Annotated in this window: 20 protein-coding genes and 2 tRNA genes; 7 read left to right on the top strand and 15 right to left on the bottom strand. The window is 61.6% G+C overall.

Translation table 11 applies throughout. From position 1 onward, the window contains the following. Positions 1 to 260: 260 nt before the first annotated feature. The 6 genes from ACOYW2_RS25045 to ACOYW2_RS25020 all read right to left on the bottom strand — a co-directional run bounded on the left by ACOYW2_RS25045 (position 261) and on the right by ACOYW2_RS25020 (position 4,861). Positions 261 to 554 (bottom strand): hypothetical protein, encoded by a 294-nt coding sequence (locus ACOYW2_RS25045; protein ID WP_482768334.1) that lies wholly within the window; start codon positions 552 to 554, stop codon positions 261 to 263. 395 nt (positions 555 to 949) lie between these two features. After that, positions 950 to 1,621 carry a hydrogenase nickel incorporation protein HypB gene (gene hypB, locus ACOYW2_RS25040; protein WP_482420446.1) on the bottom strand — a complete coding sequence of 224 codons (672 nt, stop codon included), beginning with the start codon at positions 1,619 to 1,621 and terminating at the stop codon, positions 950 to 952. A gap of 34 nt (positions 1,622 to 1,655) precedes the next feature. After that, complete coding sequence (gene hypA / locus ACOYW2_RS25035; protein WP_482768333.1) at positions 1,656 to 2,006, bottom strand: hydrogenase maturation nickel metallochaperone HypA; 351 nt, start codon at positions 2,004 to 2,006, stop codon at positions 1,656 to 1,658. Positions 2,007 to 2,177: 171 nt separating this feature from the next. Then, complete coding sequence (locus ACOYW2_RS25030; RefSeq protein ID WP_180138091.1) at positions 2,178 to 2,996, bottom strand: nitroreductase family protein; 819 nt, start codon at positions 2,994 to 2,996, stop codon at positions 2,178 to 2,180. A 249-nt stretch (positions 2,997 to 3,245) separates the two neighbouring features. After that, positions 3,246 to 4,148 (bottom strand): quinolinate synthase NadA, encoded by a 903-nt coding sequence (nadA, locus tag ACOYW2_RS25025; RefSeq protein ID WP_482768332.1) that lies wholly within the window; start codon positions 4,146 to 4,148, stop codon positions 3,246 to 3,248. A 62-nt stretch (positions 4,149 to 4,210) separates the two neighbouring features. After that, on the bottom strand, positions 4,211 to 4,861 hold the full coding sequence (locus ACOYW2_RS25020; RefSeq protein ID WP_482768331.1) for a LolA family protein: 651 nt from the start codon (positions 4,859 to 4,861) through the stop codon (positions 4,211 to 4,213). Positions 4,862 to 5,114: 253 nt separating this feature from the next. Here ACOYW2_RS25020 and ACOYW2_RS25015 point away from each other — a divergent pair, with 253 nt between their 5' ends. The 5 genes from ACOYW2_RS25015 to ACOYW2_RS24995 all read left to right on the top strand — a co-directional run bounded on the left by ACOYW2_RS25015 (position 5,115) and on the right by ACOYW2_RS24995 (position 11,581). Next, complete coding sequence (locus ACOYW2_RS25015) at positions 5,115 to 6,344, top strand: molybdopterin molybdotransferase MoeA (RefSeq protein WP_482768330.1); 1,230 nt, start codon at positions 5,115 to 5,117, stop codon at positions 6,342 to 6,344. A gap of 65 nt (positions 6,345 to 6,409) precedes the next feature. Further along, the gene (locus ACOYW2_RS25010) at positions 6,410 to 8,335 is read left to right on the top strand and encodes a molybdopterin biosynthesis protein (RefSeq protein WP_482768329.1); all 1,926 of its coding nucleotides are present in this window, start codon (positions 6,410 to 6,412) and stop codon (positions 8,333 to 8,335) included. 131 nt (positions 8,336 to 8,466) lie between these two features. After that, on the top strand, positions 8,467 to 9,285 hold the full coding sequence (locus tag ACOYW2_RS25005; RefSeq protein WP_482418524.1) for an undecaprenyl-diphosphate phosphatase: 819 nt from the start codon (positions 8,467 to 8,469) through the stop codon (positions 9,283 to 9,285). 66 nt (positions 9,286 to 9,351) lie between these two features. Next, entirely contained in the window at positions 9,352 to 10,704 is a 1,353-nt protein-coding gene (locus ACOYW2_RS25000; RefSeq protein ID WP_482768328.1) for a phosphomannomutase/phosphoglucomutase, read from the top strand. 676 nt (positions 10,705 to 11,380) lie between these two features. Next, complete coding sequence (locus tag ACOYW2_RS24995) at positions 11,381 to 11,581, top strand: cold-shock protein (RefSeq protein WP_092215676.1); 201 nt, start codon at positions 11,381 to 11,383, stop codon at positions 11,579 to 11,581. Positions 11,582 to 11,676: 95 nt separating this feature from the next. On the opposite strand, the gene mutL is transcribed toward ACOYW2_RS24995, so the two are convergent. The 8 genes from mutL to ACOYW2_RS24955 form a co-directional block, all read right to left on the bottom strand. Then, positions 11,677 to 13,545 carry a DNA mismatch repair endonuclease MutL gene (mutL, locus tag ACOYW2_RS24990; RefSeq protein WP_482768327.1) on the bottom strand — a complete coding sequence of 623 codons (1,869 nt, stop codon included), beginning with the start codon at positions 13,543 to 13,545 and terminating at the stop codon, positions 11,677 to 11,679. An 84-nt stretch (positions 13,546 to 13,629) separates the two neighbouring features. After that, on the bottom strand, positions 13,630 to 13,812 hold the full coding sequence (locus ACOYW2_RS24985; RefSeq protein ID WP_482418521.1) for a hypothetical protein: 183 nt from the start codon (positions 13,810 to 13,812) through the stop codon (positions 13,630 to 13,632). Between the two features lie 70 nt (positions 13,813 to 13,882). Then, complete coding sequence (gatA, locus tag ACOYW2_RS24980; RefSeq protein ID WP_482768326.1) at positions 13,883 to 15,346, bottom strand: Asp-tRNA(Asn)/Glu-tRNA(Gln) amidotransferase subunit GatA; 1,464 nt, start codon at positions 15,344 to 15,346, stop codon at positions 13,883 to 13,885. A gap of 15 nt (positions 15,347 to 15,361) precedes the next feature. Next, the gene (gene gatC, locus ACOYW2_RS24975) at positions 15,362 to 15,649 is read right to left on the bottom strand and encodes an Asp-tRNA(Asn)/Glu-tRNA(Gln) amidotransferase subunit GatC (RefSeq protein ID WP_482420436.1); all 288 of its coding nucleotides are present in this window, start codon (positions 15,647 to 15,649) and stop codon (positions 15,362 to 15,364) included. Between the two features lie 80 nt (positions 15,650 to 15,729). Continuing rightward, entirely contained in the window at positions 15,730 to 16,452 is a 723-nt protein-coding gene (locus tag ACOYW2_RS24970) for an SPOR domain-containing protein (RefSeq protein ID WP_482420435.1), read from the bottom strand. 62 nt (positions 16,453 to 16,514) lie between these two features. Continuing rightward, the gene (locus ACOYW2_RS24965; protein ID WP_482768325.1) at positions 16,515 to 16,874 is read right to left on the bottom strand and encodes a DALR anticodon-binding domain-containing protein; all 360 of its coding nucleotides are present in this window, start codon (positions 16,872 to 16,874) and stop codon (positions 16,515 to 16,517) included. Continuing rightward, positions 16,823 to 18,163, bottom strand: a complete 1,341-nt coding sequence (argS, locus tag ACOYW2_RS24960) for an arginine--tRNA ligase (RefSeq protein ID WP_482768324.1) — start codon at positions 18,161 to 18,163, stop codon at positions 16,823 to 16,825. Before argS ends, ACOYW2_RS24965 begins: the two co-directional genes overlap by 52 nt. A 405-nt stretch (positions 18,164 to 18,568) precedes the next feature. Beyond that, complete coding sequence (locus ACOYW2_RS24955) at positions 18,569 to 18,979, bottom strand: hypothetical protein (RefSeq protein ID WP_482418516.1); 411 nt, start codon at positions 18,977 to 18,979, stop codon at positions 18,569 to 18,571. A gap of 371 nt (positions 18,980 to 19,350) precedes the next feature. Here ACOYW2_RS24955 and ACOYW2_RS24950 point away from each other — a divergent pair. Continuing rightward, a tRNA-Ser gene (locus ACOYW2_RS24950) sits at positions 19,351 to 19,438 on the top strand. An 8-nt stretch (positions 19,439 to 19,446) separates the two neighbouring features. Next, positions 19,447 to 19,536: transfer RNA gene (locus tag ACOYW2_RS24945), tRNA-Ser, on the top strand. 529 nt (positions 19,537 to 20,065) lie between these two features. Here the strand turns inward: ACOYW2_RS24945 and ACOYW2_RS24940 are convergent. Continuing rightward, positions 20,066 to 20,320, bottom strand: a complete 255-nt coding sequence (locus tag ACOYW2_RS24940) for a hypothetical protein (protein WP_482420433.1) — start codon at positions 20,318 to 20,320, stop codon at positions 20,066 to 20,068. Between the last annotated feature and the right edge of the window lie 139 nt (positions 20,321 to 20,459).

Genomic DNA, 20,459 nt, shown 5'->3' with positions numbered 1-20,459 from the left:
TCGACTCCCTTGTTTCGCGTTGAGGTGTTCCTGGCGTATCGGAAAAGAGGGGGGCTCACCACCGCAGCGGCGGCCGTAATTCTCCATTGGCCCACCTTTTATGGGGGAAGGCCCATTGGTCCGACAATGCCCTCCGACGGGTTCCGGGGCCACCGGAAGCCGTGGCAGGGTGTCTCTTTCCTACACCGTTTCGTTTGGAATGACAATGGGATGGCTGAGGTGTCCGGGAGGGGGCGCGCGCCTTCGCCCCCTCCCAGGTCTCAGTGTGCTGCTGCTCCGGATCTTAAATCGACGGGTCGGGGCGTATACCAGGTGGGGGCCCCTTGAAAACAGAGGGAGGCTGCGTAACGGTCACCGGGGACGGCGGGGAAGGGGCAGCGCTCAGTGCGGTTGTCACAGGAGGGACTGGATCCGTGGTAGATGATGGAGAGCGGGGCCATGGCGTCGACGGGCCCGCACCCAGGCCCGGGGCCACCCAGGGCAAGGCGCAACGCAGCCGAGGTGGAGCGGGTAGGTGGGGGGGCGGCAGTGGGCCGGCACAGGGTCGGGATCATGGGCTCTCCGGGATGTCCGTTCGTCTATCGATTGTCGGTCTGTGGGGGGGCGATGGAACGGTTGCGTCCATTCGGATCGATAGTATCAACTGTGAACATTGTTATATCATGCGAAAAAAAAATGCAAGCCCGATTCACCCTCCCGCCAGGGTCAACGCATTTAGAGTTTTGCTTCCGGCGGCCCTGCCGGGGGGAAAACGTTTGAAAAGTTTGACAAACAGGTTTTGTTTTTTGAGGATTCGTCCCTACAGGGCATAGCCCCTCTTCTTTTTTAATTACCGGAGAGTTTTTGCGGAGCTTTTTTCAAAAAGCGACCCGCCGGAGGCAACTTGATTTTTAAATACGTTGGCCCTTCCCCTCCCGCGATAACTGAGGGAGGGGAAGGGCTTGCCGGGTCAGTTGTTGTGGGTTTTGACCTGCTCTTTAAGCCAGTCCGCCCAGGCGTCCAGGCCCTCGCCGGTGCGGCAGGAGATGTCAAACAGGGTGCAGTTCGGGTTGACCTTGCGCACCCCTTCTTCAAAGCGCGTGCGGTCGAAGTCGAAGAGCTCGCAGGTGTCGATTTTGTTGATGAGGACCACATCGCACACCGAGAACATCAGGGGGTATTTCAGGGGCTTGTCGTCCCCTTCAGGCACCGACAGGACCATGACGTTGACGGCAGAGCCGGTGTCGAATTCGGCCGGGCAGACGAGGTTGCCCACGTTTTCCAGAATGATGAGGTCGAAGTTTTCCGAGCCGATGGCCGAGAGGCCGTCTGTAACCATGGTGGCGTCCAGGTGGCAGAAGCCGCCGGTGCGCATCTGAACGGCGGTGACGCCGGTTTCAGCCACCTTTTCCGCATCCACCATGGAGTCGATGTCCGCCTCCAGCACGCCGATGGAGAGTGCTTCGCCCAGGCGGCGGACGGTCTGGATCACCGTGCTGGTCTTTCCCGCCCCGGGGGAGGCCATGAGGTTCACCAGAAAGGTTTTTTCCTGTTTCAGGCGGGCCCTGAGCTCTTTGGCCACCTTGTCGTTGTCGTCCAGAACGTTTTCTTTGACTTCGATGAGCCTGACGTTGTCGCCCATGGTTTTTTCCTTTGTGTCTTTTTTTCTGGCGTCCTTACTGGGCCACCATGTTTTTGACATAATACTCTTTGCCAGAGAGGATCTCGCCTCCCTTATTGCCGCAGTGGGGGCAGACGCCGAAGGTGTCGAGGGCGGGCTCCGTGGAAAACTCCCGGGCGCATCCGCTGCAGCGCATCACCACGTCCCCCCACTCGATCTCCAGTTTGGCCCCTTCGGCCAGGGTGCCCTTGGTGAGAAAGTCGAAGTAGTGCTGCATCCATTTTTCTTCCAGGTCGCTGAGTTTTCCCACTTTGAGTTCGATGGCCGCCACCTTGGTGACCCGGTTCAGGGCTGCGTGTTTCATCACCACCCTCAGGATGCTGTTCATCACCGGCAGTTCATGCATGGTCTTTTCCTTACATTGTTCGGCCCAAAAAAAACTCCGACGGCCCTGCCGGGGGGCAGACGGTTTGTCGCCTTTGCCAAAGCCCTCACCTTGAGGCACGAGGGGGAGGGCTTTGACTGTCCGAGGCGCTTTTATCCGGCTAACCTGAGCGTGGAAGCCGGTGTTGCCGGGTTACACCCAGGCCACCTCCGGGGTGTTGCGGGGGGGCATGCGGTGGTAGGCAAATTTTGGGTGGCCCACCATCATGGCGCCGTAGTTGCCGGTGGTCTCACCTAAGTTCAGGGCCTTCTGCAGCGGGGGCCAGAAGATGGCCGCGGCGTTGAAGAACCCGTTCCAGCAGCCCCCCAGCCCCAGGGAGGGGAGCATGAGCTCTAAGTAGCTCATGGCGATGGTGCAGGCGGCCTGGCCCGTGGGGTTGCGCTTGTCGGCGTTGACGAGGATGAGGTGGGGGGCGTTTCGGTTGATGGTGTCCATGCCGAAGTCCCAGCCGGCCACCACAAGGTCCAGGTGGAGTTTTTTGGCGGTGTCGGGCTGCTCTTTGATCATCCACTTCATCCAGTCGATGACGTGGCCGCAGAGCTCTTTGACCTTGTCGGTGTCGTAGATCACCTGCCAGCGTACGGGCTGGAAGTTGTGGCCGGACGGGGCGTGGCTCGCCACGCGGATGGCGTCTTCGATGAGGGCCTTGTCCACCGGGGTCTTTTTGTAGTTGCGGATGGAGCGGCGGCTCCTCAGGAACTGCTCGGCCTGGGCCGGGGAGGCGCTTAAGTCCTTTTCCACGGCAAGGCAGCCCTCAGGGGACAAGGTGGCAAGGGAGAGGGCCCCTTTGGGGCAGACAGCCACGCAGTGGCCGCAGTTGATGCACATCTTCTCCGCCCCTTTGGCCGGGGTGGGGGTGCCCTCCTTCATCTGGATGATCATCATGGGGCACTCTGCCGCGCAGATGCCGTCTCCGTTACACAACGCCTGGTCCACCGTAAACAATGCCATTGGTCTTCTCTCTCCTTTGTGTTCGTGGGGCCCTATCCCCACCCAAATTATTTTGTATGCTGTGTAAGAGAAATCATATCCCCTTGCGATGATCAACCTTTTTCATTTTCTTGTCAAAAGGGGATGATGGCTGTTGGGGGCGGGCTTGGGCGGGTATTTACGGGACGGGATAATGCTTTGTAGGCGAATGATTTTGGCCGGGGTACCGCCCCGTGGCCGGAAGGGGAGGCCCTTCCGGCCCATGGGGGACTACTTCATGGCGATCATCTTCTCCACGGCGGAGAGGGCCGGGACGCGGATCTCCTCCGGGACCTTCACCTCTCCTGAGAGGGTCTCAAGGCAGGTGACGATGTCGTTTAAGCGGATGCGTTTCATGTCGGCGCAGGTCATCTCCAGGGAGGCCGGGATAAAGGTCTTTTCCGGATTCTGCTGGGACAGGGGGTAGAGGATGCCCACCTCGGTGCCCACGATGAAGGTGGTGGCAGGGGACTGCCTGGCATAGGTGAGCATGCCCGAGGTGGAGGTCACCACGTCGGCCACTTCGAGAACCTCCGGGGGGCACTCGGGGTGGGCCATGAAGACGGCGTCGGGGTGCTTGGCCTTGACGGCCAGGGCGGTCTTGGCCGTTAGGGTGTTGTGGAAGGGGCAGTACCCTTCCCAGAGGTGGACGGTCTTGTCGGTCTGGGAGGCGGCGTACTGGGCCAGGTTGCGGTCCGGGGTCATGAGGACCTCTTTCTCCTTTAAGCTTGCCACCACCTTGACCACGTTGGCGCTGGTGCAGCAGACGTCGGAGATGGCCTTCACCGCCGCCGAGGAGTTGACGTAGGTGACCACGGGCACGCCGGGGAGTTCGGCCTTGCGGGCGGCCAGGGCTTCGGGGGTGACCATGTCGGCCATGGGGCATCCCGCCTCTTTCACGGGCAGGAGCACGGTTTTCTCCGGGGAGAGGATTGAGGCGGTCTCTGCCATGAAGTGAACCCCGCAGAAGACGATGACCTTTGCGTCGGTGGCGGCCGCCTTGATGCTGAGTTCCAGGGAGTCGCCGCAGAGATCGGCCACATCCTGGACCTCCGGCAGCACGTAGTTGTGGGCCAGGAGGATGGCGTTTTTCTCTTTGAGCAGGGCTCGGATGGTTTGTTTGGTTGCTTCCATTGCTTGGGGTACTCCTTGCTGTGGGTCCTTGGGCGGCCGGGGCCGTGACACGTGAGGCTGAATTACTCCAGGGGCGAAACCACGGCCCCTTCGGGGATCTCAAAGGTGAACCGGGACAGTTCCGGCAGGGTTCGCACAAGGTGACTGAAGGTGAGGGTGGTCTCTTCCCCGGTTTTTGTGGTGGAGACCACCCGGGTGATATCGTAGGTACCGGCATGGATGAAGAGCACCACCCGGCCCAGGGGGTCGCTCTCCTGCTTGGGGGTCAGTTCCAGGCGGAAGCTCTCCTTTTCCCGGGTGGGGGGGGCAGGGGTGAAGCGCTCGGTGACGGTTTCCACATCGGCCAGGAAACGGGCGCCGCCGTTCTGGCCGAAGAAGGCCTCGGCCGAACCGGTCCACACCTGGGCATCGTCGAGGCTGTGGACCCAGAGGGTCTTGCCGTCGGTGACGTAGTGGAGGCGGTCCGGGGTTTCGTACTCCCAGCGCACGCGGTTGGGTTTGCGGAACCAGACCTGTCCTTCGGCGGTCTCCACGATGCCGATGGCCTTCAAGGGCGATTCCTGGAAAAACCGGGCGGAAAAGCCCTCGGCGCCCAGGCGGCTGGCCACGCGTTGAATAAGGGTTGCGGCATCAGGGGCCGGGGTCGTTTTTGTCTCCGAAAAGGCGGAGACGGGGATGAGCAGGAGACACAAAAGGAAAAGAGTCCGTTTCACAAACACCCTCCATAATAGGGTTGGGGTAAGGGGGATTTATCGGTGCCAAGGCCATCCCTTACCCAATTTTTCCAACCATAGCAAGGCCTTTTGCTCTGTTACAAATCTCTGATTTGAACTCCGGTAAGGGGTATGGTATCACGTAGGGAAACGATGTCCGCGTCACTCATGCCCTGCCGCAGGAGAGACTGCCCGGGCATGCCGGGCACGCACCCCCATCGCCCACCCCACACAACCATGGAATCACCGCTTCATGACAGGATTTTTCAACGTTTCAGATTTGGATGATGTGATCGCCCGCGTCGGGAGTTTTCCCGTGACAGGCGCCGAAGAGGTCCCCCTTGAGGCGGCCCTGGGCCGCACCCTTGCCGGGGAGATCGCATCGGATGTGGACATCCCCGGTTTTGACCAGGCCTCATGTCCGGACGGATACGCCGTCAAGGGGGCCGATACCTTTGGCGCGTCCGACGGCTCTCCGGCCTGGCTTCGCCTGGCCGGCACCGTGGCCATGGGCGAAGAGCCCGGTTTCGTCCTGGGCCAGGGGGAGGCGGCAGCCATCTCCACGGGGGGCATGCTCCCCGACGGGGCCGATGCCGTGGTGATGGTGGAACACACCGATCGCGTGGACGAGGCCACCATCGAGGTTTACCGGAGCGTGGCCCCCGGGCATCACGTCATTACCCGGGGGGAAGACTTTGAGAAGGGCCGCGGGATTCTGGCCCCCGGCACCCTGGTGGGACCGGCGGAAGCCGGGCTGCTGGCCGCTGCGGGCTGCACCACAGTGGCCGTGCGGAAAAAGCCCCGGGTGGGCATCGTCTCCACCGGGGACGAGGTGATTCCCGTGGGGCAACCCCCTGTCCGGGGGCAGATCCGGGACATCAACACCCACACCCTTTCGGCCATGGTGACAGAGGCCGGGGGCGAGCCCCTCTCCTTCGGCATCGCCGGCGACGGCGAAGGGGAGCTGGAGCCCCTCCTTGAAAAGGCCCTGGCCTCCTGCGACATGGTTCTTATCTCCGGGGGCAGCTCCGTGGGCATGCGGGACCGCACCCTGGCGGCCATGGAAAAGGCGACGGAGAGCCGGGTGCTGGTGCACGGCATTGCCATCAGCCCGGGAAAGCCCACGATCCTGGCCCGTATCGGCGATAAGCCGGTGTGGGGCCTGCCCGGCCACGTGGCTTCGGCCATGGTGGTCTTTGAGGTGGTGGTGCGCCCCTTTTTGCTGGCCGCGGCCGGTGCGTCTTTCAAGGCACGGCCTGTGGTGCCGGCTCGCCTGACCCGCAACATCGCCTCGGCCCAGGGACGCACCGATTTCGTCCGCACCCGCCTTGTCGCCGAGGGCGACGGCTACCGGGCCGAACCCCTGCCCGGCAAATCCGGTCTGATCCACACCATGGTCCATGCCCACGGGCTCATCCGCATCAACCGCGACACCGAGGGGCTCTACCGGGACGCCATCGTCCCGGTTCGCCTGCTGCCATAGGCCCGGGGCGGTACGCATGCCGACCTGTTATTTGACGATCACTTAGGAACAAAGGGCATATCCCCATGGACAGAAACGTCTACCTTGACATGATCTCCCTTGACGAGGCGCAGCAACGGATTGCGCACCACTTTGGCTCTCGGCGCATGCCGACGGTCACGATCCCCTCGGCCCGGGCCGCAGGCCGCGTTCTGGCCGAGCCGGTGTTTGCAAGGGCCTCTTCCCCGGGGTACCACGCCGCGGCCATGGACGGCATCGCCGTGCTGGCCGAGGCCACCTACGGCGCCTCGGAAGGCCGTCCCCGGACCCTGGTGGTGGGGGAGAGCGCCTTTCCCGTCAACACCGGGCATCGCCTGCCCGAAGGGTGCGATGCCGTGATCATGATCGAGGCCGTCAACCCTGTCTCCGATACCGAGATGGAGATCGAGGCCCCGGCCTACCCCTTTCAATACGTCCGAAAGATGGGAGAGGACATCGTTGCCACCGAGCTTCTTTTCCCCACGGGCCACCTGGTCACCCCGTACTGCGTGGGGGCCTTGATCACCGCAGGCATCTTTACGGTGGCCGTGCACGAACGGCCCCGGGTGCTCATCATCCCCACGGGCTCAGAGCTGGTGGCCCTTGACCGGGAAGGCATGGCCACCCCGGAGCCGGGGCGCATCTTTGAGTCCAACTCCCACATGCTGGCCGCCATGGTGGAGAAAGACGGGGGCGAGGCCCTGGCCCACCCCATCATCGAAGACGACCCCGACGCCATCTCCGCCTGCGTGGCCAAGGCGGCCGAGGACGGGGTCGATGCCATCGTGATCATCGGGGGCTCGTCGGCGGGCTCTGCGGATTACGCCCGCACCGTGGTGACCGGCCTGGGGCGCCTTCTCTTTCACGGGGTCACCATCATGCCGGGCAAGCCCGTGCTGGCAGGGGAGGTGAAAGGGGTGCCGGTGTTCGGCATGCCGGGGTATCCGGTGTCGGCCATTGTTGCCTTTGAACAGTGCCTTTCGCCCCTGCTGGCCTCCCTGGCAGGGCGCTCCTTTGAGGCCAAGCCCACCCTGTCGGCCTCACCCTCCCGCAAGGTGGCCTCCAAGCTGGGGGTGGAGGAGTTTCTCCGGGTGAAGCTCGGCCGGGTGGGGGAGCGGGTCATCGCCACCCCCATCGCCGGGGGGGCAGGGACCCTGACCAGTATCACCGAGGCCGACGGCATCATACGGATTCCGGCCCATGTGGAGGGGCTTGCCGCAGGCACCGACGTGGCCTGCGAGCTGCTGCGGCCCGCCTCGGCCGTGGGGCGCACCCTGGTGGTGGTGGGGAGCCACGACAACACCCTGGACCTTCTGGCCGACGAGATCCGGCGGGATGCAGGGGACGTGCGCATCTCCTCCAGCCATGTGGGGAGCATGGGGGGGCTCATGGCCCTGAAGCGCCGCACCTGCCACCTGGCGGGTATTCACCTTCTGGATCCCTCCGACGGCAGCTACAACCGCTCCTATGTGGAGACCTACCTGCCGGATCGCCGCCTCACCCTGGTGAACCTGGTCACCCGCGAGCAGGGTCTCATGGTGGCCAAGGGAAATCCCAAGGGGATCCGCGGCATGGAGGACCTCACCGTTGACGGTGTCCGGTTTGTCAACCGGCAGGGGGGCTCCGGCACCCGTATCCTCCTGGATTATCGCCTTAAAACATTGGGAATTGATGATAAATTGATTGACGGCTATACTCGGGATGAGTATACACACATGTCTGTGGCTGTGGCCGTTCTCTCTGGAACCGCCGATGCCGGCCTCGGCATCTATGCCGCCGCCCGGGCCCTGGATCTTGATTTTATTCCCGTGGTGACGGAACAGTACGACCTGCTCATCGACAACGACTACCTCGATACCCCCATGGTGACGGCCCTTCTGGCCACCATCCGTTCCCAACGATTTAAAACGCGCGTCCTGGCCCTGGGGGGCTACAGCACGGACACCACCGGCGAGGTGGTGGCGACATTTTAGGGCCGACGGCCCATGGAAGGGGAGTCTCCCGGGGTCTGTTTCCCATCGGTGTGGGGGAGACGAAGGGGACTCCATACGTGTTAATCGCACCCACTGTCTGGTCATAAGGGCAGGGGGCCAGATCAAAAGGCATGGCTTTGGGACTTTTTCATTCGCTTTTTTTAGGGTTTATTCAAGGGCTCACCGAGTTTCTTCCGGTGAGCAGCTCCGGTCACCTCGTTCTGTTTCAGCGCTTTTTCGGCCTTGAGGAGCCGGAACTCTTCTTCGATATCTGCCTGCACTTAGGCACCCTGGGGGCGGTGTGCTTCTTTTTTCGCCGGGATATCGCGGCCCTCGGCCAGGCGATACTGGCTGCCGTGGCCTGCCGGGGAAAGCTGGGGGACCTCTCCCCTGAAGAGCGCTCTGAGCTTGCCATGGTAGGCCTGATTCTGGCCGGGAGCGTTCCCACGGCGGTGCTGGGGGTGATCATCAAGGAGCACTCCCACGTCATCTTCTCCTCCCTGCTGGTTGTGGGGGGGATGCTCTGCATCACCGCCCTGCTCCTGTCAGCCACGGCCCTGATTCCCATGGAGGGGGACCGGAAGATCACCCTGCCCAAAGCCCTTCTCATCGGCCTGATCCAGGGCATGGCCGTGCTGCCGGGCCTTTCGCGCTCCGGCTCCACCATTGCCCTGGCCCTTTTCATGGGAGGAAGCCGGGAGCGGGCCGCCCGCTTCTCCTTTCTCCTGTCCATTCCGGCCATCGTCGGAGCCAGCCTGCTGGCGATCCTGGACATTTCGTCCACGGTTCTGCCACCCTGGTGGGTGATCCTTTCCGGCACGGCCATGGCCGCCGTCACAGGCTATCTGGCCCTTCGCTTTCTTGTCTACATCGTGGGGAGGGGAAAGCTTCACGTGTTTGCCCCCTATTGTCTTGTTGTGGGGGTTGCCGCCCTGGTGGTGGGATGGTGACCCGGCAGGCCCCTTTCACCTGATTTTTTTCATGACCAACGCACAACCATTGCTTGAGGAGTGACCATGAACCCGACTATTTTCAGAGAATACGATATCCGTGGTGTGGCTGGTGAGGACTTTAACGAAGACGACGCCCGGCGCATCGGCAAGGCCGTGGGGACCTACCTCAAGGGGAAGGGCAAGACCCGGGTCGCCGTGGGCAAGGATTGCCGGACCACCTCCGATCTCTACACCGAGGAGGTGATCCAAGGGCTGCTCTCAACGGGCTGCGACGTGACGGAGCTGGGGTACTGCGCCACGCCCGTTCTCTACTTTTCCATCCATCACCTGGGCCTGGAAGGGGGCGTGATGGTCACGGCCAGCCACAACCCGCCCGAGTACAACGGCTTTAAGCTCTGCTGCGGCACCGACTCCATCCACGGCAAGGAGATCCTGGCCCTTCGGGATCTCATCGATGCCGAAGACTTTGCCCATGGGGAGGGCACGCGTCAGGCCATTGACATCCTGACCCCTTACCTTAAAGAGCTCTCCGAGCGGGTCTCCCTCTCCCGTCCCCTGAAGGTGGGGGTGGACGCGGGCAACGGATCTGCCGGCCCCATCGCCCTGCCCCTTTTGGACCGGTTTGATCTGGAGGTGCACCCCCTTTACTGCGAGATGGACGGCACTTTTCCCAACCATGAGGCCGACCCCACGGTGCTCGCCAACCTCTCCGATCTTGTGGAGCTGGTCCGGGAGAAGAAGCTCGACCTGGGCATCGGCTACGACGGGGACGGCGACCGCATCGGCGTGGTGGACGAAACCGGGGCCATCATCTACGGGGACCAGCTCATGGTGCTGTTTGCCCGGGAGATCCTGGGCAGAAAGCCCGGTGCCACCTTTATCTCCGAGGTGAAGTGCTCCCAGGTGATGTACGACGATATCCGCGCCAGGGGCGGCAACGCCATCATGTGGAAGACCGGCCATTCCCTCATCAAGCAGAAGATGAAGGAGACCAAGGCCGAGCTGGCCGGTGAGATGAGCGGCCACATCTTCTTTGCCGACCGCTACTTCGGCTACGACGACGCCCTCTACGCCACCCTGCGCCTCCTGGAGATCGTGGCCGACCAGGGCAAGCCCCTCTCCACCCTTCTTTCCGATCTGCCCAAGACCTACACCACCCCGGAGATTCGTCGCGAGTGCCCCGATGAGGTGAAGTTCTCCATTGCCGGGAAACTGAAAGACCGGTTTGTGGCCTCCCACACCGTCATCGATGTGGACGGGGCCCGGGTGCTCTACGACGACGGCTGGGGGCTGGTGCGAGCCTCCAACACCCAGCCCGCCCTGGTGCTGCGTTTTGAAGCCCTGAGCGAAGAGCGGCTGGGGGTTATCCGTTCCGAGATCGAAGGGGCCCTGGAGGAGATCATCGCCGCCGGATAAGCCCGTTTTTCAATGCCCCTGGCCGTTTATGGCCGGGGGCTGGGCTCCGGGGGATCCAAGGGATGGCTTCATTGGAAATTCTCCGTTTTCCTCTTTTTTCGCGAAATAGAATGGTCATTTCGCAAACCATGAAAAACAACAACATATGGCAAAAATTGGCAAATCCATATCAATATGATGTGTTTCTATATCGCCCATTGCTATGCCGTATTGACTTTTTGAGATTTTTTGCTTGATTAAGATCGGTAACCCATGTTAAAGACACATAAAAGTAGCGTAAAGAGGAATACCCGAGATTCGCACACGACCACAAGACAATTTCTATAGATTCTGATTTCCCGAAATAAACTGAAGGGTGCCCCCCCTCCTCAAAAGCAAGGCCCCTTTGTCGTATCCGCAGCATGCGATTTCGGAGCAAACGTTCACGACACCCGGCCATCAGTCTTCATGCTGAACATCGCGGGTAGCTGTCGCCCAGCGCCTCTTTTCAAGATAGCTTGTTTGATACCACTTCCAACCACCGACACCGCATACACATTCCCCTTGCCGATATCATGGTGGATCGCTTTGTTTACGGGTCCCCTGGTATATTTCGGCAGGCGGGATAGATAAAAAAGCGCTTTTGGAGTTCTGGCCGAAAGCGTCGTGAGTCAACCATAACAAGGAGGAAGGTGTTTTGGCAGAAGGAACAGTAAAATGGTTCAGCGACAAGAAGGGGTACGGGTTCATTGAACGGGAAGATGGATCCGACGTGTTTGTTCACCATAGCTCCATCGACATGCCGGGGTTCCGTACCCTGTCGGAGGGGGAGAGGGTCTCCTTTGAGCTTGAAGAGAGCGATCGAGGGTGTGCTGCAAAAAGCGTCATGCGGCTGTAGCACATGACAAAATAAGGACAATCGACTCCAAGAGGGGCCTGTACCGCGATGAGAGAGTGGCGGTGCAGGCCCCTTTTTTTGTTTTGGCGGTGGGGCTATCGCTTGAAAGCGCGTTCCAGGCTCCCGGTGCTCCAGCGGATCCAGGTGGGGCGGCCGTGGGGGCAGAAGGACGGGTCCCGGCAGGCGTCCAGCTCGGTGAGGAGGCGGTGGACCTCTTTGGTGGAGAGGGCCTGGCCCGCCCGGATGGCCCCGTGGCAGGCCATGAGGATGAGGCACTCGTCCAGGCAGCGCTCCAGGGTGTCCCGCTGGCCCATGCGCACCATGTTTTCGGCGATTTCGCTGATGAGCCGGGCCATGCCGTCGGCAGCCAGCATGGCGGGCACGGATTTCACCACAAAGGTGGTGCCCCCGAAGGGTTCCACCTCCAGGCCGAATCGGGCCAGCTCCTCGAGGATGCCGGTGAGGGCATCGGCCTCCCGAAAGCCCAGCTCCACGGTTTCAGGCACCAGCAGGCGCTGGGAGAGAACGCTCCCCTGGCCCTTGAGCTGCTCGAACACCACCCGTTCGTGGGCGGCGTGCTGGTCGATGAGGATGAGGCCGTCCCCGGCATCGCAGAGGATGTAGGTGTCGGCGTACTGCCCGATGATCCGAAGGTGTGCGAACTGCCCGGCGTGGTCCCCTGTGGGGGGGAGGGGGGCGGGTTCCGAGGGCTCCGTCACCTCTTCCGGGACATGGGGGAGGGGCTCTGTGGGGGCTGTGGGTTCTGCCGGAACGTAAAGGGGCTCGGCGTCCGCCTCCTCCCGGCGGCAGCAGGGGGAGCACAGCTCCGGGGCGGCGGGCTCTTCCACAAACAGGGCACTGGGCTCGGCCACCCGGACGTCGAGGTCATCCCGCCTTGGCATGGGCATGGAGGGGGGGGCGCTCGGGGCAAAGCCTGCGGCGGGCCGTCCGCTGCCGAACTGCCGGGAGGCGGCTTCGGCCCGGGCCAGGGCCTCCTTGACCCCGTCTTCCACGGCCAGCCCCACGGAGGAGGCATCCCTAAAGCGTACCTCGTTTTTGGCCGGGTGCACGTTGACGTCCACCCAGTCGCAGGGCAGGGTGATGGAGAGCATGCCCATGGGAAAGCGGCCCTTCATGAGGCGGGGCCTGTAGCCCGAGAGCAGGGAGTTGAGGACCACCCGGTCTTTGACAGGCCGTCCGTTGACATAGAGAAAGATCTTCTGGGTGGTGCTGCGGGTCACTTCCGGGGAGGAGACAAACCCGCTGACAGTGAGCTCCCCCCGGGTGAGGGAGACCTCGGCCAGGTGACCCCGGACGTCGCGGCCCAGCACCTCTTCCACCCGCTGGCGCAGCTCCTCGGTGGCCGGCCAGCTCTTGACGGCCTTGCCGTTGTGGGTGAGGCGAAAGCGCACCTGGGGCCAGGCCAGGGCAATGGCCGACACCGTGTCGGCGATGTGGCCCATCTCCGTACCCTCCCCTTTGAGGAATTTTCGTCGGGCCGGGGTGTTGAAGAAGAGGTGGGCCACGGAGATGAGGGTGCCTTTGGGGGCCCCGGTTTCCGAGACCTTGGTCACCTTGCCCCCTTCCATCTCCACGGTGCAGCCCACGTCCAGGTCCTGGGCCCGGGTGGTGAGGGAGAACTTGGAGACCGAGGCGATGCTGGGCAGGGCCTCTCCGCGGAAGCCCAGGGTGGAGATGTTGAAGAGGTCCTCGTCCGTGTAAATCTTGCTGGTGGCGTAGCGCTCGATGGCGAGCATGGCGTCGTCGGCGGCCATGCCGCAGCCGTCGTCTGCCACGCGGATGAGGCGCCTGCCTCCCTTTTCCACATCGATGGAAATGGAGCGGCTCTTGGCGTCCAGGGCGTTTTCCACCAGCTCCTTGACCACGGAGGCGGGCCGTTCCACCACCTCGCCTGCGGCGATTTTGTTGGAGAGGATATCCGGGAGGATGCGAACCTTGCTCATAGGAGGGCTCCAGAAGGCGCCGGGGGGCCCGGCACCATAAAAAGGGCGGGCCCCATGGGAAAGGGCCGCCCCTTGGTGTTTCGGTTACGTCCGGGGGGCGTCGGCCAGGAGCCGGGCCAGGGTGTCCGACTCGGCAGGGGAGAGGTTGAACCGCATGCCGGCCTCGTCCACCAGGGCGAGGCGGCCTTTGTCCGGATGGTCCTTCTTCTCTTCCACGGCCCAGGAGAGGGCCTTTTTCATTCGGTCGCTAAGCGGGACAACAGACATGGGCGCCTCCCGGAAGGGGTGCTGGGGGCCGCAAGGGGAACATGCCCCTTCAAGGCCCCGGTGTGTGGGGTTAAAGGGCCGGGCGCCTGCCCACAAGGCCTGCGGCCCGCTCAAAGTGCCAGGCTGCCTTGAGGAGGGTGGCTTCGTCAAAGTGCCGCCCCAGGAGCTGAAGGCCCACGGGAAGGCCGTCGCCGGTGAACCCGCAGGGCACGCTCATGCCTGGGATGCCGGCAAGGTTGGCCGAGAGGGTGAAGATGTCCGAGAGGTACATCTTCAAGGGGTCGTCGGCGCCTTCGCCGATGATCCCTGCGGCCGTGGGCGCTGCCGGCGAGATGATGAAATCGCAGGCGGAAAAGGCCTTTTTGAAGTCTTCCAGGATGAGGGTGCGCACCTGGGAGGCTTTTTTGTAGTAAGCGTCGTAGTAGCCCGAGGAGAGGGCGTAGGTGCCGATGATGATGCGGCGCTTTACCTCGTCCCCGAAGCCTTCGGACCGGGTGGTCTTGTAGATGGAGAGGAGGCCCTCGTCGTTGCGCTCGCTCATGCCGTAGCGGATCCCGTCGTAGCGGGCGAGGTTGGAGCTCGCCTCGGACGGGGCGATGACGTAGTAGGCGGCCACGGCATACTCGGTGTGGGGCAGGGAGACGGGCACGCAGCGCGCTCCCAGGGATTCCAGGGTGGCCTTGGCTTCAGTGACCGCTTTCATGACGTCTGCGTCCACTCCGTCGGCTTCCCAGTACTCGGCGGGGATGCCCACGGTCATGCCGGCGAGGCCCTTGTCTTCCCCCTCCTTCATGAGCTGGCGGAAATCCTTCGGCACGGAGGTGGAATCCTTGGGGTCATGGCCGCTGATGGCCTCCATCATCAAGGCGCAGTCCTCCACGGTCTTGGTCATGGGGCCGATCTGGTCCAACGAGGAGGCAAAGGCCACCAGCCCGTAGCGGGAGACCCGTCCGTAGGTGGGTTTCATGCCCACGATGCCGCAGTGGGAGGCGGGCTGCCGGATGGAGCCCCCGGTGTCGCTGCCCAGGGAAGCCAGGCAGAGGTCGGCGGCCACGGCCGCGGCAGAGCCCCCGCTGGAGCCGCCGGGAAAGCGGGTGAGGTCCCAGGGGTTGCGGGTGGCCTGAAGGGCGGAGTGCTCGGTGGTGGATCCCATGGCAAACTCGTCCATGTTGAGCTTGCCGGGAAAGACCGCTCCGGCCTCTTTGAGGCGGGTGACCACCGTGGCGTCGTAGGTGGGCACAAAGTTTTCCAGCATCTTGGAGGCGCAGGTGGTCTTCACCCCTTCGGTGCAGAGCAGGTCTTTCAGGCCCACGGGCAGGCCGGTTAAGGGGTGGGCGTCTCCGTTTGCCAGGCGGGCGTCGGCCTCGTCGGCCTGTTTTAAGGCGCCCTCTTTGTCCACGGTGATGTAAGCGCCCACCTTTGCGTCCACGGCCTCGATGCGGGAGAGCACGGCCTCGGTGAGTTCCCGGGAGCTTGCCTTTTTATCTCGAAGAAGCCCGTGGGCTTCGGTCAGGGTCATCTCTTGCAGTGACATTGCCTCTCCTTTCATCTAACCCACCACCTTGGGAACCACAAACATCGCATCTTCCTTGTCCGGTGCGTTGGCAAGGGTCACCTCCGCGCCGGGGTGGGTGTGCACCACATCCTCCCTGAAGGCGTTGGTCAGGTCGATGGCGTGGGTGGTGGGCTCCACGCCGTCGGTGTCGGCTTTCTCCAGGGTGTCCACATAGGAGAGAATGTCCCCGATCTCTGCGGCCAGCTTCTCCACGTCTTTGTCGTCCACGTTGAGTCGGGCCAGGTTGGCCACGTAGAGGACCTCTTCTTTCGTGATCTTCATATCGGATTCCTTTGTCCGGCCCGGCTGCAGGGAGCTCCCTTTGCCGGACCTGTCATATCGGTGTTGCCGCGCGGCCCTTTCTACAGCTTGACGACATAGGCCTTGCGTTTGAGTCGGGCGAGGCGCGTGAGCTCTTCTTTGGCCTGGTCGCGCTGGGTAAAATGCCCCACGCGCACCCGGTACCAGGTCTGGCCCTTGCTGTTTTTTGCCGCCATGACGTAAGCGGAGAGCCCTTTTTCGCGAAGGGTTTGGGCCTCGGCCTCGGCGGCCGTCTCCTTAATGTGGGCCGCCACCTGAATGGTGTACCCGGAGGTGGGCGGGGCCATGGAGGGCGACGCTTTCTTCGGGGCCGGTGCTACCACCGCAGGGGGCGGAGCGGGGGCCTTGACTGCCGTTGCCTTTGGCTTCGGGGGGGCGGGGCTCGCAAGGGGAACCGCCGCCTGTCCCGGGGCCAGCACGGTTTTGTCGGCCTTGGTCATCCGGCTGGATTTGGTGATGGCCTCTTCGCTCTGCTTGACCTCGGTGTAAAAGGAGAGGGGCACATCCGGGGGGACGGCCTCCGGGGGCAACGTCTCCTTGTCGGGCTGGGGGATGGCCTGCTTGTCCGGGATCACGGCCAGCTCCCGCTGCACCGCCGTGGGGATGAGCTCCACCTCGATGCTGCCTCGGCCCACCAGCACCCCCAGGAAGAAGAGCCAGCCGAAGAGGAGAAAAAGGGCCGTGCTCCAGCCCAGGGTCTCCCGGCTGCTCAGGGTGATGAAGGGGGGGCGGGCTTTGGGTTTTGCCTTTGCCGCGTTTGCCATGGTTCCCTCAAGGGTTGTTGGTCCGAAAAGGCCCCGGCATCTGCCGGGGCCTTTAAGTCACGTTACATCTTCTCCGGTGCCGACACACCCAGAAGGGCCAGGCCGGTCTTGATCACCTGGCGCACCGAGGCCACCAGCCTCAGGCGGGCGGCAGAAAGCACGGCGTCGTCGGTGAGGACCTTGTGCTTGTTGTAGTAGCTGTGGAAGGCCGAGGCCAGGTCCATGAGGTAGTAGGAGATGCGGTGGGGCTCCATAAGCTTGGCCGCGGTTTCCACCACCTCGGGGAAGCGGAGCATCGCCTTCATGAGGGCGATCTCCTCGGGCTGGGTGAGGCTCTCCATGGGGGCGGCCGACACGGTGAGGCCCCGTTCTACCCTGGCCTTTTCCAGGATGCTGGAGATGCGGGCGTGGACGTACTGCACGTAGAAGACCGGGTTGTCGTTGGTCTTCTTCTTGGCCAGCTCCAGGTCAAAATCCAGGGGGCTGTCGTAGTGGCGGGAGAGGAAGATGAAGCAGCAGGGCAGCGCCACCTGGCTGCGCCACGTCCTTGAGGCGTCGAGTCCGCCTGGAGCAGCTGGCGAGGTTCGCCCCCGCGCAGAAGGTTCACCAGCTGGACGAGGATGACGTCAAAATCGTCCTTGTTGTGCCCGGTGGCTGTGATGGAGGCGTTGATGCGGGGGATGTAGCCGTGGTGGTCGGCCCCCCACACATCGATGAGGCGCTGGTAGCCGCGGTCGAACTTGTTCATGTGGTAGGCGATGTCCGAGGCAAAGTAGGTGGTCTGCCCGTTGCTTCGCACCACGACGCGGTCTTTTTCGTCCCCGTACTCCGAGGTCTTGAACCAGAGGGCCCCGTCGTTTTCGTAGAGGGTGCCCTTGGCCTTGAGGGTCTCGATGGTCTCGGGAACCAGGCCGTTGTCGTAGAGGCTCTGCTCGCTGAACCAGCAGTCAAAGGGGACGCCAAAGGCCTCCAGGTCGGTTTTGATGCCTTCCAGGATCAGGGAGGCGGCGTGGCGGGCGCAGAGGAGCACGGCCTCGTCTTCGGGCAGCGCCAGAAGGGAGTCGCCCTTGTCGGCCTTGACCCCTTGGGCCATGTCGATGATGTAGGCGCCCTGGTAGCAGTCCTCGGGAAAATCCACGGGGTTTCCGCAGAGCTCTTTGTAGCGCAGGAACAGGGAGAGGCCCAGGGTGCGGATCTGGCGACCGGAGTCGTTGATGTAGTACTCCTTGTCCACATCAAAGCCTGCAAAAGAGAGAATGCGGGCCGTGCTGTCTCCCACGGCTGCGCCGCGGCCGTGGCCCACATGCAAGGGGCCCGTGGGGTTGGCGCTGACAAACTCCACCATTACCTTTTTGCCCGCCCCCAGGGTGGAGGCGCCGTAGGTGTCGCCCTTGTCTTCCACGCGGGTGACGGCATCAAGCCAGGCGCCCTTGTTCAGGAAGAGGTTGATAAAGCCGGGGCCGGCAATCTCCACCTTGTCCACGATGCTGCCGGCAAGGGCCATCTCGGCCACCAGGGCCTCGGCGATTTTCCGGGGGGCCATCTTCTGGGCCTTGGCCATGACCATGGCGATGTTGGTGGCAAAGTCACCCTGGCTCTCCACCTTGGGCTCTTCCACGGTGAAGGGGGGGAAGGCATCGGAGGGCAAGGCCCCCTTTTCAAAAGCCGCACGGGCGGCCTGTTCGATCAACGTCTTTATTGTCTGCTTCATCGGATCTGCTTTACGTTAGGGTTCATGACGGCCTGGCACAGCCATAAGGTCCGGGGAAACCCCAACACAACCGAGGCGTGCTTGCCAAAACACCGTGTGGCCGCACCTTTTGTCTGGAAATTGAGGTCGCCATGGGGTGGGTCGTCCTGCGCGGGCGGGCTGCCCTGGGCAGCCTTTTTCATGTCGATACGGGTGCCGGCTCGGCACGCCAAGGGGTCACCCGGCTTTCAGGGGGCCTTGCGCTTGGGTGCGGCCGGGCGTAAACGCCATGCCAAAAGCCCCATTTTAAAAGAACATTATGTAATAAATAGTTTTCCCCCGCAAGTCAAGGCGCGGGGCCCTTTGGGCGTGCCCATAAAAAAAGGGCCGCGGAAGTCCCGGCCCTTTTTTCTCTTTAAAATCGGATCACGGCTCCACTTCGGGGGTGCTGGTCTCGTCGGTGTCGTCTAAGAGCTTGTCGATCTCCACCAGCTCTTTTTCGTCGGTGACCAGGGCCTCCTGGGGCTCTTCCTGGGCGCTTTCCAGGGCGTCGTTGTCGCAAAAGGCGATTTTGACGGTGGTTTTCTCGTCTGCCCCGAACATGGAGAGGATCCCCTCGGCCAGGGTGTTGGCGGAGAAGGCGGGGGGGAAGAAGTCGTGGTTGCGGAACATGGCGATGAGGGCGTCGGCACCCCCGGGCAGGGCAGCCTCCACGACCTCCAGGGGAAAGCTCTCCTGGTGGAGAACGCTGAATTTGCCCACATCGGTCTCGGCCATCTCCTTTAGGGTCAGGGTGCCTGCTTCAAGGTCCTTGTCAACGACGTACTTTTGATCCATGGTTTATCTCCGAATGGTTGTTCCGCCCGGCGTGCCGTCGGGACAGAAGGTACAGACTCTTTATCATATAAGGTGGGGCCCTTGCTTTGGGTATGGGCTGGCCCCAGAAAAAACGCCGGGCTTACCATCTGCGGGGGCTTCCCCCGACATTTTAGCCGCGGCGATAGGCAAAACCCGCCGGGGTCCCAGGTGGGCCCCTCGGGGGGTCATCAGTTCATAATAATAAGCGAAAATCTTTCGATGTCAACACACAGAAGGGATCAGGGGTTTTGGGGGCTGGTTCCGGGCTGTTTTCCCTTTGGGGGAAATAGTCCAACAAAGCTGTTGACCTCTGCCGGATCTAATGGTAATTAGTCCGAGTGAATTTGAGTGGAGGAGTGGCCGAGTGGTCGAAGGCGGCGGTCTTGAAAACCGTTGAGTGTCAAAGCTCCGTGGGTTCGAATCCTACCTCCTCCGCCAAATGATGCGGAGAAATGGCCGAGTGGCTGAAGGCGCGCCCCTGCTAAGGGCGTATGGGTTAACGCCCATCGAGAGTTCGAATCTCTCTTTCTCCGCCACCATCGCTTATAAAGCCCCAACAAGGTGACTTGTTGGGGCTTTTTTGTTTTTGGAGGTTCCAAAACCTCCTGGAAGCCACATTTGGTCCAAACGTGGGGCTTTCCGAGGGCAAAATGGAGGCTCTCTCCCCTTGCATCTCAAATTACGCAATCATACCTTTCGCTTCCCTTTGACAATTCCACGGCTTTCAGGGCAAGTCTTGGCTGCCGGTATATGTACTCATCCCTCTGTACGGGTGGCATGGCATCGATTCATTCCTTGCGGCTTGAGAGTCTGAAGTAAGGTTCTGGTCTTTTTTTTAGTTCGGATGTGTCTTCGGTTGCGAGTGTATGACGATGATGGCGACAACCTTACAAGGTTGGCATTTTAAGTTTTGTCAAAAAGAAAAAGGCCAGCATGTTCTGGTTAACATGCTGGCCTAAATATGAAAGCCGGAGATTTTTAGACGGTGAATCTTAAAACACGCATCTCTGAACTTTAATGCATCTAAAATAGATTAAGTTTGTGGTCTCTTTTTAATCTAATGATCTACTGGAACATATTAAGTTTATCTTGATTGTTCTTAGCTTTTTCATAGTATGTTGAGCTATTTTTCAAATAATCCAACAACATCTTAACCGAAGATTCTGGTAAAATCATTTTAACTACTGGAGAACTACCGCTTGTACTTAAGGATGATTGGGACATGGCATTATAGTATGAAAATGTCATCTCCAAGCCCCATATTTTCCCTTCATCAATAGAAGCAAAGTTCAGCGCAAGTCCATAAGAACTTACTGTCATGCTATTGTCTAAGTAGTCAAGATGCTTTGTGATTTCGACTTTTTCCGCCTGTGAACTGAAGAAATGGCTTTTTCAAGGTCCATGATCATTTGTTTCATAAGAACTTCGTCAAGGCATAAGTTAAGAGTTCCAGAGCCAT

This window comes from Desulfoluna sp. CLI2B, from assembly GCF_056847375.1.
This window is presented reverse-complemented; position numbering and strand designations above follow the sequence as displayed.

Coding starts and splice junctions, on each gene's coding strand:
- ACOYW2_RS25045 (WP_482768334.1), bottom strand. CDS start 554: ATGATCCCGACCCTGTGCCGGCCCACTGCCGCCCCCCCACCTACCCGC.
- hypB (WP_482420446.1), bottom strand. CDS start 1,621: ATGGGCGACAACGTCAGGCTCATCGAAGTCAAAGAAAACGTTCTGGAC.
- hypA (WP_482768333.1), bottom strand. CDS start 2,006: ATGCATGAACTGCCGGTGATGAACAGCATCCTGAGGGTGGTGATGAAA.
- ACOYW2_RS25030 (WP_180138091.1), bottom strand. CDS start 2,996: ATGGCATTGTTTACGGTGGACCAGGCGTTGTGTAACGGAGACGGCATC.
- nadA (WP_482768332.1), bottom strand. CDS start 4,148: ATGGAAGCAACCAAACAAACCATCCGAGCCCTGCTCAAAGAGAAAAAC.
- ACOYW2_RS25015 (WP_482768330.1), top strand. CDS start 5,115: ATGACAGGATTTTTCAACGTTTCAGATTTGGATGATGTGATCGCCCGC.
- ACOYW2_RS25010 (WP_482768329.1), top strand. CDS start 6,410: ATGGACAGAAACGTCTACCTTGACATGATCTCCCTTGACGAGGCGCAG.
- ACOYW2_RS25005 (WP_482418524.1), top strand. CDS start 8,467: ATGGCTTTGGGACTTTTTCATTCGCTTTTTTTAGGGTTTATTCAAGGG.
- ACOYW2_RS25000 (WP_482768328.1), top strand. CDS start 9,352: ATGAACCCGACTATTTTCAGAGAATACGATATCCGTGGTGTGGCTGGT.
- mutL (WP_482768327.1), bottom strand. CDS start 13,545: ATGAGCAAGGTTCGCATCCTCCCGGATATCCTCTCCAACAAAATCGCC.
- ACOYW2_RS24985 (WP_482418521.1), bottom strand. CDS start 13,812: ATGTCTGTTGTCCCGCTTAGCGACCGAATGAAAAAGGCCCTCTCCTGG.
- gatA (WP_482768326.1), bottom strand. CDS start 15,346: ATGTCACTGCAAGAGATGACCCTGACCGAAGCCCACGGGCTTCTTCGA.
- gatC (WP_482420436.1), bottom strand. CDS start 15,649: ATGAAGATCACGAAAGAAGAGGTCCTCTACGTGGCCAACCTGGCCCGA.
- ACOYW2_RS24970 (WP_482420435.1), bottom strand. CDS start 16,452: ATGGCAAACGCGGCAAAGGCAAAACCCAAAGCCCGCCCCCCCTTCATC.
- argS (WP_482768324.1), bottom strand. CDS start 18,163: ATGAAGCAGACAATAAAGACGTTGATCGAACAGGCCGCCCGTGCGGCT.
- ACOYW2_RS24955 (WP_482418516.1), bottom strand. CDS start 18,979: ATGGATCAAAAGTACGTCGTTGACAAGGACCTTGAAGCAGGCACCCTG.
- ACOYW2_RS24940 (WP_482420433.1), bottom strand. CDS start 20,320: ATGACAGTAAGTTCTTATGGACTTGCGCTGAACTTTGCTTCTATTGAT.